Below are 14,822 nucleotides of genomic sequence, written 5' to 3'. Positions count from 1 at the left end.
ATCCTCAACACCGTCGAACAGTACGACAGCGACACCGTGCTGATGGGGTGGAAGGGCCAGCGCACGAGCGCGCGACGCGATATCGTCCTCGGAAGCAACGTGGACGAAGTCGTCCAAAACGCCCCCTGCGACGTGTTGGTCGAGCGAATCGGGCCGGATGAGAAGCGGGTCGAATCCATCCTCGTCCCGACCGCCGGTGGCCCGCACGCCGAACTCGCCGTCGAGGTGGCCGAACACGTCGCCAGTTCGAACGACGCGACCGTCGAAGTCGTACACGTCGTCCGTCCGGACGCGAGCGAAAGCGAGCGGGCGGACGCGGAGGAGATTCTCGAAGACGCGAAGGCGTCGTTCGACGAGGGGACGCCCGTCACGACCGAACTGCTCACCGGCGACGACGTCGTCGACACCATCGTCGAACGAACCGGCCATCACGACCTGACCATCATCGGCGCGACGCGGGAAGGACTGCTCCAGCAGTTCGTCTTCGGCGCGCTGCCGGAGCAGGTCGGTTGGCGCTCGAAGAGCACCATCATCATGGCGAAGCGCCACCTCGGCATCACCTCTTGGCTCTCGCGCTGGCTTCGCTGACTCCCCCGTTTCGGTTTTACGGCGTCCCGACGACCTGTTCGAAGAACCGCTCGGTGAGCACCTCGCTCACGAGTTCCACGAGCACGTCGTCGCGGTCGTCGAGCGCGCCGAACAGGCCGAGCGGAATCGCGCCGCCCGCCATCGCTCGATGACCGCCGACGCTTCCGATATCGCCGAACGCCTCGGTCATGAGGTTGCCCGCATGAACGCGGGGGTTTCGAGTCCGTGCGCTCAGGTGGATCGTCTCGTCGATGATGCCGAAGACGAGCGTGGTCGAAATCCCTTCGAGATTGAGCAGGTAGTCCGCCGCCTGGGGGAGCGTATCCCGTTCGGTCGTCCGCCCGGCGTGTGAGACGAGATGCGACCCTTTGACGACGCGATTCTGAATCGCATCGGCGATGGAGTCGAGGGTTTCGTGGGTGAACAGCGAATCCGAGAGGCGGCGGAGCAGGTCCACGTCCGCGTGCGGATGGAGATACCGGGCATTCGTGTATTCCGCTTCCGTGGCATCGCGCGTGAATTCGAGCGTCTCGCGTCGAATGCCGAACAACAGCGCGGTCGCCAGTCGGGCGTCGAGTTCCATATCGAGTTCGACCAGGTACTCGGTCAGGATTGACGCCGTCGCGCCGATCTCCTCCCGGTGGTCCACGTGGACACCCTCGACCGACTCGTTCGGATGGTGGTCGATGACGATGTCGGGGACGTAGCCGTCGGGCACGCGGTTGTTCTGACCGGGGACGGCGTGATCGACGAACCCTATGAGATCCGTCGAATCGAGACATTCCTCGGAGAAGGGGCACAGGTCCACCTCCAACAGGTTGACCATCGCCCGATTTTGCTGGTGTGTTATCTTCCCGCTGTAGTACAGATCCACGTCGGCGACGCTCGCCGACTCCGCGATCGCGGCCAGTGCGAGCGCGCTGCTGATGCTATCCGGGTCGGGATTGTTGTGACACACGACGGACAAGGATTCGGCACCGTCAAGTACGGAAAGCAGCGAATCGCACCGATCTGTGGGTTCACGGAGGCTCGTATCGAGGGACATTCGTTGGGACCGTCCGGCCGGATGAGGCCGAACGACGTGTTAATCAGTCGTCAACACCGAGGATTGTAACTGTTTCCCCGGTAGGCCCAGATTAACCGGCGTCTCGAACGCGATTCACCGACGAATCCCGGCCGCAGGCGAAAAACGGTTTAACGTCCTTGGGACTACTGTTCCGTATGGGATATCGGCTCGACGAAATCGACCGGCGGATAATTTACTATTTGATGCGGAACGCGCGTGATACCTCCGCCCCGCAAATCGCGAGCGAAGTCAACGTCTCGTCGGGGACGATACGCAACCGGATTCAACAACTCGAAGACCACGGTATCCTCACGGGGTTTCACGCGAACGTCGATTTCGAACGCGTCGATGGACGACTGACGAACCTGTTCACGTGTACCGCGCCGGTCCCGAACCGCGAGACGCTCGCGCAGCGAATCCTCGAAATACCCGGCGTGGTCAACGTCCGGGAACTCATGACCGGTCGCGGGAACATCCAGGTCAAAGCGGTCGGGAAGGACACCAGCGACCTCTCGCGTATCGCCCGCGAACTGTCGAACCGGGGGCTCGAAATCGAGGGCGAAGACCTCATCCAGAACGAGCGATTCCAGCCGTACCACCCGTTCGGCCCCGACAAGGAAGGGAGCCACATCTCGATGACCGACTTCGTCAGCCTCTCCGGGGAAGCCGACGTCGCGGAGTTGGCCATCAGCGAGGACTCGCCCATCGCCGACAAGACGCTCAAGGAGGCCGGTGCCGAGGGACTCATCGGCGACGACATCCTCGTCATCGCCATCGAACGCGACGATTCGATGCTGACGCCGAGGGGGGACACCCGAATCCGCCCCGACGACGTCGTTACCGTGTTCTCCCGCGAGGGCGTCTCGGACGACGCCTTGGAGGGCTTTTCCGGAACCGCGACCGTCTGATCTCCGCGGCGGATTTTACACTTCGACGGCCCACACCGTCACCGACTCCGAACAGCCGTACACCTCGCGGAACGCGCGCTCGACGAACTGCGCGATACGGTTGGCGTCCGCCTTCGCATTAATGTGGACGTTCGTCCCGTCGGCGTCCTTCGGACTCTCCAACTGCTCGATCTTGAAGGCCGGGAACTCACGGAGCAGGTCCTTGAGTCGCTCCAGTTCCTCGTCTGTACAGTCCAGGTTGAGCGTGCGGTCGCCGAACTGAATCCACGGCGGTAACTCCATCTCCTCCTCGGAATCGTCTTCCTCCCGCGCTTCGCTTTCCACGTCAGCTTGGAGCGTGCAGAACGCGCTCGTACGCTCGCGGTGTGCGGTGATGGCGTCCACGACGAGTTTCCGGCGCTCCGTCGGTGTGTCCGCGCTGAATCGAGTCATACTGAAAGGTTCGTCCCGCGCCGACAAAAACCGGGTGCCCTGCTCCCTTTCCGTAAGCCTTTATGCGAGGACATCGCAGGTGATTGCATGAACCCGAACATCCTGATTTTGGGTGCGCCCGGTGCTGGGAAAGGGACACAGAGTGCGCGAATCGCCGACGAATTCGACGTAGAACACGTCACGACCGGCGACGCGCTTCGGGCGAACAAGCACATGGAGACCGAACACGGAACGCCCGCGAGTTTCATGGACGAGGGCGAACTCGTTCCCGACCCGGTCGTGAACGAAATCGTGAACGCCGCGCTGTCCGAGGCCGACGGCTACGTCCTCGACGGCTACCCGCGAAACCCTTCGCAGGCGGAGTATCTGGACGATATCACCGACCTCGACATCGTCCTGTACCTCGACGTGAGCGAGGACGAACTCGTCGGGCGACTGACCGGCCGTCGTCTCGACCCCGAAACGGGCGACATCTACCACGTCGAATACAACCCCGCAGAGGACGAAGCGGTCAAGGAACGACTCGTCCAGCGCGACGACGACACCGAGGAAACGGTTCGGGAACGCCTCCGCGTCTACCACGAGAACACGGAACCCGTCATCGACCACTTCGACGAGTCCGGCGAACTCATCCGCATCGACGGCGAGCAGACGCCCGACGAAGTGTGGGACGATATCCGTGAAACGATAGAAGCGCAGGCCTAACTCGGTCGCTATTCGAAGGACAATTCTTTTTCGTGCGGCTTCGTTGATTCCGTTTCGAGGAGCGTATCGAGTCGGTGTTCGAACGCCGTTTGTCTATGTACCGTTTCGGTATCTCGTATTTCCGACGCTCCCGTCGGTCGCCGTAACGCCCGTGTCGATGGCGAAGGTTGATTAACGCCGAATTCTAATCGTGCTGTAATGGCACGGACAGCGAAGAAGGTAGAAACGCTCATCGCCGAGGACCCGGCGATGGCCGACGCCCTCTCGGTCATCTACGAGCGGACCGACGAGGGGTCGGACGAAGTCCAATGGCAGGACGTAAACGACGACCTCACGAGCGGTCAGTGGGGTCGCTTGATAGAGAAGGGGATTCTCGAAGATGGAATTCACGGATTCGAACTGTCGGACCCCGACGAAGTCGCTGACGCGCTCGATGACTCCGATACGACCGTGACGACGACTACTTCCTCTTCGTCGAGTGATGTGGACGACATGGAATCGACCTCGTGGTCGATGTGGGACAAACTCGCGGCGGTGGGGAGCATCGGGTTGTTCTTGGGTTACTCCAACAACACCATCAAAGCCGCCGTCGGGCAGGTCGTCAACGTCGTCCTCGGCCCGATAGATCACGCGCTCCCGTTCTACATCGTCATCATGATCGTCTCCATGCTGACGGGGTTGTACACCACGCTCCTGCAGGACAACCTGATGGACATGGAGAAGATGAGCATGTATCAGGAGCGCATGAAGGACATCCAGGAGCGTCAGAAGGAAGCGAAGGAACGCGGCAATGAGCAGGAGATGGAAGCCATCCGCAAAGAGCAGATGGAAGCGATGGGCGACCAGACGGGCATGTTCAAGGAGCAGTTCCGCCCGATGGTTTGGTCGATGTTCATCACCATCCCGGCGTTCCTCTGGATGTACTGGCGCATCGGCGGCCATCCGACGCCCGTGGTACCTTCCCACATCGTCCTCCCGATAGTCGGAAGAACGGCGTGGAGGGCAGGGGTCGTCGGCCCGATGATGGCGTGGATCGTCTGGTATTTCCTCTGCTCGATGGCGTTCACGCAACTCATCCGGAAGGCGCTGAACATCCAGACGACGCCGACCTAAGTTCAAAACCTCTTTCTTGGTGCCCGTGTGAGGGCACATATGTTATTGACCGTCTCAGGCCCACCGGGGAGTGGGAAGAGCACGACTGCGGAGGGACTCGCAAACGCGTTCGATCTCGACCACGTCAGCGGCGGCGACATTTTCCGCGAACTCGCCGCGGAACGCGATCTGACGCCGCTCGAATTCAACAAGTTGGCCGAGGAGGACGAGGATATCGACCGCGATTTGGATCGACGACTTCGGGAAATCGCCACGCAGGAAGACGACCTCGTTCTCGAATCCCGACTCGCCGGATGGCTCGCCGGTGACTACGCCGATTTCAGAATCTGGCTCAACGCACCGCTCGACGTTCGTGCGGCCCGTATCTCCGACCGCGAGGACAAGTCCGAGAAGCAAGCGGCGACCGAAACCCGCGCCCGTGCGGGTAGCGAGGCACAGCGCTACGAGGAGTATTACGGTATCGACATCAACGATCTCACCATCTACGACCTAAGCATCAACACCGCCCGTTGGAACCCCGACGACGTTCTCGCCATGCTCACGACCGCCATCGAGAACTACGAGGTAGCGTCCGACGAAGGAAAGTACCCCACCGAAGGCATCTCGTACGATTTCTGATGACGCTTCGCGGCCCACCAACCGAACGTTCGCCACGCGAACTCCTCGAATTCGGCGTCGTCAACCTCGACAAACCGCCCGGCCCGTCGGCCCACCAGGTCGCGGCGTGGGTGCGGGACCTCTGTGACGTTGAGCAAGCCGCACACTCGGGCACGCTCGACCCGAAGGTCACGGGGTGTCTGCCGACGCTGACCGGCGATGCGACCCGCCTCTCGCAGGTTTTCCTGGAGGGTTCGAAGGAGTACGTTGCCGTCCTCGAACTACATGACACCGCACCAGCCGACCTCGAAGCCATCGTCTCGGAGTTCGAGGCACCGCTGTATCAGAAACCGCCGCGAAAGAGCGCCGTCTCCCGCAGGCTCCGCGTGCGCGAAATCTACGACTTAGATGTACTGGAAGTGCAGGACCGACAGGCGCTTCTCCGGATTCGCTGCGAGAGCGGGACCTATATCAGAAAACTCTGTCACGACATCGGCCTCGCGCTCGGGACGGGCGCACACATGGGACACCTCCGTCGAACCGCCACCGGACCGTTCGACGACACCGACCTCGTGACCTTCCACGACCTCTCGGACGCGCTGGCGCGCTGGCGGGAGGAGGACGAGGACGACTGGCTTCGTGACGTCGTCCGCCCCGCCGAGGACGCACTGACCCACCTTCCAAGCGTGACCATCGCCCCCAACGCGGCCGAGCAGGTCGCACAGGGCGCGCAGGTGTACGCGCCGGGCGTCATCGACGCCGAAGAAGCGGACGAAGGCCAACTCGTCGCCTGCTACACGCCGAACGGGGCGGCCGTCTGTCTCGGTCACATGGTCGGAGATGCGGATGCGGAGGAAGGGACGGTCGTGGAACTGGAGCGCGTGTTGGTGTAGCGATTTCCGGAATTCTCGCTTCCCCTGCCGGTTGGGGCGTCTTTTTGTCGCGTGCGAGTCACCACCCGGTATGCAAGTCGGCACTGCGGAATCGAAACCCGGCGAACTCGTCACCGGGTGGTTGGACGTCACCGACCTTCCCACGGGAACGCCCGAACGGCTCCCCGTGCTCATCGCGGAGGGTGACGAAGACGGTCCGACGCTCTGGATCACGGCGTCGATTCACGGCAACGAGGTGACCGCCCTCGCCACCGCACAGGACGTGATGAAGGAGGGATTGGAATCGAAGGTTCGCGGCACCGTCGTCTGTCTTCCGAACCTGAACCCCGCCGGGCTCCGGCAAACAACCCGCACTTCGTACTATCACGGCGACGACCCGAACCGCTACTTCCCCGACCCCGACGCGGACGGGTCGCGCCCGCCGCGCGTGCAGGAACTCATCGACGAGCGCATCTTCGACGCCTTCGCGGAGTCGGCGGACGCGCTCGTGGACCTCCACACCGCGCAGGTCGGGTCGGTTCCGTTCGTGATTCGGGACCGGGTTCTATTCGGGTCCGAGCGTACCGAGGACGAAGCCCACGACCTCGCCGACGAACTCGAACGCCTCGTTGACGCCTACGACTTCCCGGTCATCAACGAGTACGCCGCCGAGGAGTACGTCGAGCAGAACCTCCAGCGTTCGACGGCAGGTGCGGCGCTGAACAACGCCGGAATTCCGTCGTTCACGGTCGAACTCGGCGGCTTCGAGGTCGTGGAGGATGACACCCGCGAGAAGGGTGTCGTCGGGCTTCTGAACGTCATGCGCGAACTCGACATGCTCCCCGGCGACCCCGAACCGACGGGACTCGACACACCGGTCGATTTCCCGGTCAAGCGCTCCGTCCATCCGCACACCGACACGGCGGGAATCGTCCGCCATCGCGTCGAACCGGGGGACGCGTTCGAGGAGGGCGACGTGATCGCCGACATCGTGACACCCCACGGCGAGTCGAAGGCGGCGGTGAAAACCGACCACGATGGCTACGTCGTCGGGCGCTATCACGGGGTTACAGCCTACGAGAACGACCCTGTCACCAGTTTGGCGGTCCGGGACGACGGCGAACTCGTCGTCCCGCGGTCTCGGGAGTGAAACGAAGGGCTTAACAGGGCAACCCACCATTTCAGGAATGTAGCGGGACCGTGGGGTAGTGGTATCCTCTGCGGATGGGGTCCGTAGGACCCGAGTTCGACTCTCGGCGGTCCCACTCTTTGATGGGAGCAGGAAGGACGAGCAACGCTCGTCCTTCCGCGGTTCCATATTTTGCGACGGACATTTTCGTGAGCGGTGAGTGTACTCGTCGTTCGTTCTTTTCCCGTGACGAGAGCTACGGCCGCGAAATTCGTTCGATTCCGTTCGAGTTCCAGCGCGGCGCGACCGAAATTCTCGTAATCGATCCCATCCGACTCCTTTTTCGGCTCAAAGTGAAAATCCAAATTTACTTCCCACGGCAGGGTAGACAGTTGGCCATGAGCCGGACCGTTGCTGTCGCACATTATCCGGAAGGCGCGGGACACGCGACCCGGATGCTGGCGGTAGCACAGGCATTGGAAGGGCCGGAAACGGATGTCGTCCTCGCGGGTGGTGGTCCGGGGTCGCAGTTCATCGAACACAACGGTTACGAGGTGTATCGGCCCGCAACGGTCGACTACATCGGTGATTATCAGGGTGGGTCGATATTCGACGTGTTGACCCGAAGCGTTCCGAACAGTGCACGGCGCGTCTTCGACTTCGTTCGATGGCTTCGCCGCGAAGACCCCGCTGCGCTCGTCACCGATGACATGTTCGCCGCGATGGCGGCCCACTGCACCGACACCCCGCTGTACGTTCTCACTCACAACGCCGCCTCCTACTACGACGCCGCCGTCGAGGAGGTGTTCACGTGGATTGTCAACCGCTATCAGATCTCGATCTCCCATGCGTTCCTCTACCCCTCCGTGTGGCCACCCGACCAAGGCGACCCGGCGGGAGTCGTCCATATCCCTCCCATCGCGCTCGAACCGAACGGGGAAGAGCCACCCGAGAACGTGGACGTGCTCCTCGTTCCGAGTACCTACACGACGAACTTCAAGGAACTCACGCGTGCGTTGGAAGCGGAAGGTAACGACGTAACGCTCGTCGGCGACGACGACTGGGAATCGGTGCCATCGCTTCTCCCGTGGATTCAAGCGGCGAACGTTGTCGTCTGTTCCGGCTACTCAACCGTGATGGAGGCCGCCGTGGCCGGGACGCCGTGTATCATTCACCCGTTCACCGACGAACAACACGGTGTTTCGCGGGTCATCGAACGCACGGGGCTTCGGGGCTTTCAGGTCGAACATTCGATCCCGCACGTCGTGCGGGCGGTGCGCCATCCGCCCGAGTCCCCCGAATACGAGAACGGCGCGACACGGGCCGCGGAGTACGTTCTCGACCATATGGGGTAGTTTTCGGCCTCTCCGCGGCGGGATAGCACGGTAATTTGCCACTGTCGAAATCGCCATTTTTCCATCCACTGACGGGTAGGTATGACACGGGTAACGGTCGGCGGCCGACTCCATTTCGGCTTTCAGAACCTCTCGCTCGCTCACGAGCGACTGTACGGTGGGCTGGGAATCGCGCTCGAATCCCCGACCGTTGCCGTCGAGGCAACCCCGGCCGACGCGGTGTACTGCGACGACCGATGTGCTCGCGAGTACGCACGTCGAACCGTCGATCTGCTCGGCGTTTCCGGTGCGGACGTTCGTGTTCTTCACACGCTCCCGAGACACGTCGGACTCGGGAGCGGGACACAACTCGCGTTAGCCGTATTCGCCGCGATCGCACGCGCTCATGGACGCGAGCCATCCGTCCGCGAGTATGCTCCGGCGCTCGACAGGGCCGGGAGGAGCGGTATCGGCGTTTCGACGTTCGAACGCGGTGGATTCGTCGTGGACGCGGGGCATCCGACCGAGCGATTCACGACCGACCGACCGCCCCGTGGTGACTGGTCGGTTCCACCGGTCCTCGCGCGCCACGACGTTCCCGCCGATTGGCGGTTCGTCCTCGCCCTTCCCGACGCCGAACCCGGTCGGAATGGCGACGATGAGGACGCGAGCATGCGCTCGGCCGTCGAGCGGGCGGATCCGACCATCGCGGACGACATCGCGTCGATACTGGTCAGGCGAACCCTTCCGGCGATCGCGGAGGACGATCCGGAGCGATTCGGCAGTTCGGTCGCCGAGATCGGCCGCCGAAACGGGGCGTGGTACGCCGACGAGCAGGGTGGAGTGTACCGACCACCCGTCGGCGAACTCGTAACGGAGATGGAAACGTCACCCGCCGTTTTCGGCGCGGGGCAGTCGTCGTGGGGGCCCGCCGTGTACGGCGTGACGACGCGACAACTGGCCGACGAGGCAGTTGACGCGGCCCGGACCGCACTCGATTCGGCGGCCGTCGGCGGCGACGTCCTGGTCGTATCGCCGCGGAACCGAGGTGCGGACATGGACGGGAACGAGCGTAAACGGTAAACGTCAGGAATGAGAGGGGAGTGAATGGATCGAATCCCGTTCGGTGTCTCTCAGTTCGACTCGCTCATCGGTGGGGGGTCCCCGCCGGGAAGCGTCGTATTGCTGGCTGGTGACGCCGGTGCTGGCGCGCGCGAGTTCGCGTACACCAGCGCGACGATAAACGCCCTCGGTCATGCGGATACGGACCAGTTCGGTCTCCATTACGGGTCGGTCGATCCCCGCGCCGCGCTTCCCGACGAGATTCATTACGTCTCGTTTACCGCCAACGCGTCCGAGATATACGACGAAGTGACTCACACACTCGACGAGACGCTGATCTCCCCGGCGTTGGAAGCCATGTCGTTCGAGGATCTCTCGTCCGAATATTTCCAACTGAGTCCCATCCCTCACGATTGGTACGTCGAAAAGCGCCGTACCATCACCGACCTCGGCAACAGCCACGACCGGCGCGACGTCCTCGAAGCGCTCGGGGAGTACCTCACCGAGAACGCGCCCGGCAACCTCGTCGTCATCGACTCGCTGACCGACCTCTGTTCGCTCCCCGACGACCAAGTGAGCTGGAATCAGATGGTCATGCTCGTCAAGGGGATGAAGAAGGCATCACAGGCATGGGACGGCCTGATCCTCATCCACGTCGCACAGGAAAGCCTGACGGACAGACAGATGGGTGCTTTGATGAACGCAACCGACGGCACCATCTGCTTCGAGTGGGAACGCGGCGGTAACGAACGAGCGCGGACGATGTTCGTCCGCGAATTCCGTGGCGTCCTCTCGCGCATCGAAGAGGAGAACATCGTCCGTTTCGAAACCGAGACACAGAGCGACGGGTTCGACATCAGCAACGTCCGGAAGATCAGGTAACCCGATTCTATTTAATCAAATTTCATTCACTTTCTGGAGCGTCTCGCTCGCTACGAGGCGAAACGTTAAGTCAGTTCTGTGAGAAGTAATCATTCATCCGAATGGAGAGCGAAGACGTGGGTCACGTACCGGCGGTCGAACTGCCCGAACCGATTTCCCAGTGGCTAGACGAGACGGCCGACGAACTCGGTTGTTCCCGCCAACGCCTCCGCTCCGAACTGTTCACGGCACACCGTACCCTCCACGAGGAGGACGTTTCCGACGAGCGACTCGACGAACTCCACGACGAGTTCATGGAGAAACTGACCGACGTTCGCGAACGCGTCATACAGATAAAGCGCGAAACCGACGGAAAGGCACCCGTCGACCACGAGCACGACGACCTCCGGAACGAATTGAACGGCTTCCGAAACGAACTGTTCGAACTACGGCAGGTGGTGAATGTAGAGGATGGCAACGACGTTGCCATCGACGAACTCGTGGACGAACTCGATGCACTTTCCGGGCGCGTCGCGGACAACCGCGAACGGTTGGATTCCGGGTTCGAGAACTACGAGGAGGTGCTCGAATATCTCACGGACACGACCGACGAGTTGGACGAGCGTCTGGACGTTCTCGCGCGCGCTCTCGTCTCCGTCCGCGATCAGACGCGCACCCTCGCGGCACGGAGCGCGACGCAGGCCGCCACGGCTGAACTCACCCGGACGGCCAACCGCCACGGGGTGACGAGCGCGAAGTGCGGCGACTGCGAGGGGAGCGTCACCATCGCGCTGTTGACCGAACCGTCCTGTCCGCACTGCGGCGCGACGTTTGAGGACGTCGAACCCAAGGAGGGCTTTTTCGGCGCGAACTGGTTGGTCGTCGGCCGTCCGCCCGCCCTGGAAGGCGACGTGCTCGGGGGCGATGACTTCGACGCCGACACCGACTCGGACGTCGAGGAGTTCCTGACCGAGGTGACCGAGGAATGACTGGGAGCGGTTCGGACGAGGGGCAGGATACCGGTTCCGACCGAAACGAACCGCTCGGGAACCTCGCGGCGGAGGTGGAGAAACGTCGCAATCGGCGCTCGGAAACGGTTGCGGACGACGAGACGTTCGTGGAGATGGACGTCGGCGAGGTGGACGCCGAGGAGGTCTGGGCCGACCTGTTGGACGAGGACAGCGGCGAACTGGTCGTCACCGCGCCCCGAGTCGAGGAGGACGACCGCGACGTTCGCGTCGTCCCGAAGACGACCTGTCAGGGGTGCCCGCACGTCGCAGATCCGCCGACCTTGCGCTGTACGCACGAGGGGACCGACATTCTCACGATGGCCGACATGGACCACCATCGGGTCGCTGACTGTCCCATGGTCGGCGACGACGATTTCGAGGCGACGGAGTAGGTATCGATAGTTTCTTCGACTTTGTCGGAATCTCGATTGCAACTACGAGAAACAGACTACCTCGAAAGCCCCCGATCGTTCGCGGGCGGGGGCTTTCGAGGTCTGCCTTCCAGTAACTGTAATCACAAAATTGTCAAACACCACTCGATATTTCGCCCTCGTGTCGTACGTGGCGCTTTTCACGCTCGACGCACAACACGGGGTATGCAATTCTGCGACGACTGTGGCTCCATGATGCGGTCGATGGGGTCGAAGATGGTCTGTTCGAACGCCGACTGTCAGGCGACGGTCGAAAAGGACGAGGAGCGGGCCGCCGAGTTCGTCTCGACGGAAGAACAGGACGACTCCGACGTCATCGAAACCGAGGAGGGTGCGGACTTCGAGGGGAAACCGACCGCCAAGGACGTACATTGTGACAAGTGCGGTCACGACGTCGCGTGGTACACCATCAAACAGACCGCGTCCGCTGACGAGGCACCGACGCGCTTCTTCAAATGCAAGGAATGCGGCTACCGCTGGCGGGAATACAACTAACTTTCATTTCAAATTTCTCGCAGATATTACCCTAAGACCGACGTTTTACGTTGGGTGCCCACCACCGCTATGGTATGAGATTGCATACCCGGGACGTACGACAGGACGTCCGTGAACTCGCCGCACTGCTCGGAGACGTACTCTCGCGCCTCGGTTCCCGCGAGGCGTTCGAGGCCGTGGAAACCGCCCGAACCGAAGCGATCGACTACCGCGCCGGAGATTCGGAGTCGCGCGAGGCGCTCCGCGACGAACTCGACGACCTCTCGCCCGAACTCGCGGGCAACGTCGCGCGGGCGTTCGCCACCTACTTCGAACTCATCAACCTCGCCGAGGAGCGCGAACGCGTGCGGGCCATCCGAGAGGGAACGCAGGACGGAACGCTCGAAGACGGGCTTCGCGCGACCGCGGAAACCCTCGCGGAGGACGAAGCCGACTCGCAGACCGTCCAGCGGGTGCTGGACGACGTCAACGTCGTGCCGACGTTCACCGCGCATCCGACCGAAGCGCGCCGGAAGACGGTGAAGGCGAAACTCCGCTCCGTCGAAGCGCTGCTCGCTGAACTGGACGAGCGCATGTTGACAGATCAGGAACAGGACAAACTGGAGCGCCAGTTGGAGAGCGAGATCACTGGCCTCTGGGAGACGCGACAGGTTCGAAAGCGCCGTCCGGAGGTGTCCGACGAGGCGCGGAACATCCTCTGGTATCTGGAGAACGTCCTCTTCGACATCGTGGGCGACGTGTACGACGAACTCGACCGAACCATCGGCGAGGAGTTCGACGTGGACGTGCCGGAACTGTTCGCCTTCCGGTCGTGGGCCGGGAGCGACCGGGACGGTAACCCGTACGTCACGCCGGAAGTCACGGCCGACACGCTGTCCCGACAGCGCGAAGTCGTGCTGGAACACTACCGCGACGAACTCAAACGCCTCTCCGGAGTGCTGAGTCAGGACGGCGACCGCGTCGAGACGAGTTCCAAGTTCGATTCCTCGCTCGACGCCGACCGCGAGCAGTTGCCCACGATTGCGGAGCAGGCGACCGAACGCTACCCGGACGAACCGTACCGGCAGAAACTCGCGCTGATGCGCGAGCGAATCGACCGCGTCGGCGACGTTCGTCCCGGCGGGTACGAAAACGCCGACGAACTGCTCGCGGACGTGGACACCATCGCCGACAGCCTCAGCACCGACGGCGCGGAGAGCGTCGTCGAGACGGAAGTGGACCCGCTTCGACGACGCGTCGAGACGTTCGGCTTCTCGCTCGCCGCGCTCGACTTGCGCGACCACCGGCAGAACCACACCACGGCCATCGCGGAGGCGCTGGCACGCGAAGGGTTCGACTACGATTCGATGACCGAGGACGAACGGGTCGAACTGTTGACCGACGCCATCCTCCAGGACGAACCGATAATCGACCTCGACACCGAGGGACTTTCGGAGACGGCAAGCCGAGTGCTCACGCTGTTCTCCGAGACCGCCAACTGGCAGCGCGAGTACGGGCAGGAGACCATCAACACGTACTGCATCAGCATGACCGACGAGGCCAGTCACGTCCTCGAAGTGCTGTTCCTCGCCGATCAGGCCGGAATCGTCGACCTACCCGGCTACTCCGGACTCGACGTGGTGCCCCTGCTCGAAACCGAGTACGCGCTGTCAGGTGCGCGGCGCATCGTCGGAACCCTGTTCGAGAACGAGGCCTACGCCGCCGCACTCGAAGCCCGCGGCGGTTCACAGGAAATCATGCTCGGCTACTCCGATTCGAACAAGGAGAACGGCTTTTTGGCGGCCAACTGGAGCCTCTATCAGAACCAGAAGCGACTCGCGGAGATAACCGACGAGTACGACGTCACCCTCCGCCTGTTCCACGGGCGTGGCGGGTCGATTTCCCGCGGCGGCGGCCCGATGAACGAAGCGCTATTGGCGCTTCCCCGCGAGACCGTCTCGGGGCAGGTCAAGTTCACCGAACAGGGTGAGGCTATCGCCGAGAAGTACGCCAACCCCGTCATCGCGGAGCGAAACGTCGAGCAGATGCTGGACGCCCAGATTCGGGCGCGGTACGCCTCCCTCGAAGAGGGTGAGGAGACGATTCCGGACGAGTGGGCCGAAGCGATGGACGGCGCGGCGGACGCCGCCCGCGACGCCTACCGCGACCTGCTTGAATCCGACGGCTTCGTCTCGTACTTCGAGAAGACGACGCCGATAACCGTCATCGAGGACTTGAAT

The 14,822-nt window shown here is 62.6% G+C and carries 16 protein-coding genes and 1 tRNA gene; 15 read left to right on the top strand and 2 right to left on the bottom strand.

Annotated elements, in window-relative coordinates; genetic code table 11:
- Positions 1 to 588 (top strand): universal stress protein (locus WBV42_RS09405; protein WP_423985794.1); only part of this gene is annotated, 588 nt, incomplete at its 5' end.
- A gap of 16 nt (positions 589 to 604) precedes the next feature.
- Here the strand turns inward: WBV42_RS09405 and WBV42_RS09400 are convergent.
- Positions 605 to 1,633 (bottom strand): DHH family phosphoesterase, encoded by a 1,029-nt coding sequence (locus WBV42_RS09400; RefSeq protein WP_423985793.1) that lies wholly within the window; start codon positions 1,631 to 1,633, stop codon positions 605 to 607.
- A gap of 176 nt (positions 1,634 to 1,809) precedes the next feature.
- Between WBV42_RS09400 and WBV42_RS09395 the strand changes: the two genes are divergently transcribed.
- On the top strand, positions 1,810 to 2,562 hold the full coding sequence (locus WBV42_RS09395) for a TrkA C-terminal domain-containing protein (RefSeq protein ID WP_423985792.1): 753 nt from the start codon (positions 1,810 to 1,812) through the stop codon (positions 2,560 to 2,562).
- Between the two features lie 15 nt (positions 2,563 to 2,577).
- On the opposite strand, the gene WBV42_RS09390 is transcribed toward WBV42_RS09395, so the two are convergent.
- Positions 2,578 to 2,994 (bottom strand): hypothetical protein, encoded by a 417-nt coding sequence (locus WBV42_RS09390; protein WP_423985791.1) that lies wholly within the window; start codon positions 2,992 to 2,994, stop codon positions 2,578 to 2,580.
- Between the two features lie 87 nt (positions 2,995 to 3,081).
- Between WBV42_RS09390 and WBV42_RS09385 the strand changes: the two genes are divergently transcribed.
- From WBV42_RS09385 to WBV42_RS09325, 13 genes are all read left to right on the top strand, one after another.
- Positions 3,082 to 3,699, top strand: coding sequence for an adenylate kinase (locus WBV42_RS09385; protein ID WP_423985790.1), 618 nt, complete (start codon positions 3,082 to 3,084; stop codon positions 3,697 to 3,699).
- A 198-nt stretch (positions 3,700 to 3,897) separates the two neighbouring features.
- Positions 3,898 to 4,812 (top strand): DUF106 domain-containing protein, encoded by a 915-nt coding sequence (locus tag WBV42_RS09380; protein ID WP_423985789.1) that lies wholly within the window; start codon positions 3,898 to 3,900, stop codon positions 4,810 to 4,812.
- 39 nt (positions 4,813 to 4,851) lie between these two features.
- Positions 4,852 to 5,430 carry a (d)CMP kinase gene (gene cmk / locus WBV42_RS09375; protein ID WP_423985788.1) on the top strand — a complete coding sequence of 193 codons (579 nt, stop codon included), beginning with the start codon at positions 4,852 to 4,854 and terminating at the stop codon, positions 5,428 to 5,430.
- Positions 5,430 to 6,302: an RNA-guided pseudouridylation complex pseudouridine synthase subunit Cbf5 gene (locus WBV42_RS09370; protein WP_423985787.1), complete on the top strand. Its 873-nt coding sequence runs from the start codon at positions 5,430 to 5,432 to the stop codon at positions 6,300 to 6,302. The genes cmk and WBV42_RS09370 overlap by 1 nt, the downstream gene beginning before the upstream one ends.
- A gap of 70 nt (positions 6,303 to 6,372) precedes the next feature.
- Entirely contained in the window at positions 6,373 to 7,431 is a 1,059-nt protein-coding gene (locus WBV42_RS09365; RefSeq protein ID WP_423985786.1) for a succinylglutamate desuccinylase/aspartoacylase family protein, read from the top strand.
- 44 nt (positions 7,432 to 7,475) lie between these two features.
- Positions 7,476 to 7,546 (top strand) — tRNA-Pro (locus tag WBV42_RS09360).
- Between the two features lie 262 nt (positions 7,547 to 7,808).
- On the top strand, positions 7,809 to 8,765 hold the full coding sequence (locus WBV42_RS09355; RefSeq protein WP_423985785.1) for a glycosyltransferase: 957 nt from the start codon (positions 7,809 to 7,811) through the stop codon (positions 8,763 to 8,765).
- 81 nt (positions 8,766 to 8,846) lie between these two features.
- The gene (locus WBV42_RS09350) at positions 8,847 to 9,827 is read left to right on the top strand and encodes a beta-ribofuranosylaminobenzene 5'-phosphate synthase family protein (protein ID WP_423985784.1); all 981 of its coding nucleotides are present in this window, start codon (positions 8,847 to 8,849) and stop codon (positions 9,825 to 9,827) included.
- 24 nt (positions 9,828 to 9,851) lie between these two features.
- On the top strand, positions 9,852 to 10,688 hold the full coding sequence (locus WBV42_RS09345; protein WP_423985783.1) for an RAD55 family ATPase: 837 nt from the start codon (positions 9,852 to 9,854) through the stop codon (positions 10,686 to 10,688).
- 101 nt (positions 10,689 to 10,789) lie between these two features.
- A complete protein-coding gene (locus tag WBV42_RS09340) occupies positions 10,790 to 11,656 on the top strand; it encodes a hypothetical protein (protein WP_423985782.1) in 867 nt (288 codons plus the stop codon).
- A complete protein-coding gene (locus WBV42_RS09335) occupies positions 11,653 to 12,069 on the top strand; it encodes a hypothetical protein (protein ID WP_423985781.1) in 417 nt (138 codons plus the stop codon). Before WBV42_RS09340 ends, WBV42_RS09335 begins: the two co-directional genes overlap by 4 nt.
- Before the next feature lie 204 nt (positions 12,070 to 12,273).
- Positions 12,274 to 12,603, top strand: coding sequence for a transcription factor S (locus WBV42_RS09330; RefSeq protein WP_423985780.1), 330 nt, complete (start codon positions 12,274 to 12,276; stop codon positions 12,601 to 12,603).
- Between the two features lie 74 nt (positions 12,604 to 12,677).
- Positions 12,678 to 14,822: phosphoenolpyruvate carboxylase (locus WBV42_RS09325; protein ID WP_423985779.1), on the top strand; the 2,145-nt coding region annotated here is incomplete at its 3' end.

Source organism: Haladaptatus sp., from assembly GCF_049589095.1.
In the GTDB taxonomy this organism is placed as follows: domain Archaea; phylum Halobacteriota; class Halobacteria; order Halobacteriales; family Haladaptataceae; genus Haladaptatus.
This window is presented reverse-complemented; position numbering and strand designations above follow the sequence as displayed.

Excerpts from the sequence above, each read along its gene's own strand:
- WBV42_RS09400 (WP_423985793.1), bottom strand. The coding sequence starts at position 1,633 with ATGTCCCTCGATACGAGCCTCCGTGAACCCACAGATCGGTGCGATTCG.
- WBV42_RS09385 (WP_423985790.1), top strand. The coding sequence starts at position 3,082 with ATGAACCCGAACATCCTGATTTTGGGTGCGCCCGGTGCTGGGAAAGGG.
- WBV42_RS09370 (WP_423985787.1), top strand. The coding sequence starts at position 5,430 with ATGACGCTTCGCGGCCCACCAACCGAACGTTCGCCACGCGAACTCCTC.
- cmk (WP_423985788.1), top strand. The coding sequence starts at position 4,852 with ATGTTATTGACCGTCTCAGGCCCACCGGGGAGTGGGAAGAGCACGACT.
- WBV42_RS09380 (WP_423985789.1), top strand. The coding sequence starts at position 3,898 with ATGGCACGGACAGCGAAGAAGGTAGAAACGCTCATCGCCGAGGACCCG.
- WBV42_RS09390 (WP_423985791.1), bottom strand. The coding sequence starts at position 2,994 with ATGACTCGATTCAGCGCGGACACACCGACGGAGCGCCGGAAACTCGTC.
- WBV42_RS09345 (WP_423985783.1), top strand. The coding sequence starts at position 9,852 with ATGGATCGAATCCCGTTCGGTGTCTCTCAGTTCGACTCGCTCATCGGT.
- WBV42_RS09355 (WP_423985785.1), top strand. The coding sequence starts at position 7,809 with ATGAGCCGGACCGTTGCTGTCGCACATTATCCGGAAGGCGCGGGACAC.
- WBV42_RS09330 (WP_423985780.1), top strand. The coding sequence starts at position 12,274 with ATGCAATTCTGCGACGACTGTGGCTCCATGATGCGGTCGATGGGGTCG.
- WBV42_RS09350 (WP_423985784.1), top strand. The coding sequence starts at position 8,847 with ATGACACGGGTAACGGTCGGCGGCCGACTCCATTTCGGCTTTCAGAAC.
- WBV42_RS09395 (WP_423985792.1), top strand. The coding sequence starts at position 1,810 with ATGGGATATCGGCTCGACGAAATCGACCGGCGGATAATTTACTATTTG.
- WBV42_RS09340 (WP_423985782.1), top strand. The coding sequence starts at position 10,790 with ATGGAGAGCGAAGACGTGGGTCACGTACCGGCGGTCGAACTGCCCGAA.
- WBV42_RS09335 (WP_423985781.1), top strand. The coding sequence starts at position 11,653 with ATGACTGGGAGCGGTTCGGACGAGGGGCAGGATACCGGTTCCGACCGA.
- WBV42_RS09365 (WP_423985786.1), top strand. The coding sequence starts at position 6,373 with ATGCAAGTCGGCACTGCGGAATCGAAACCCGGCGAACTCGTCACCGGG.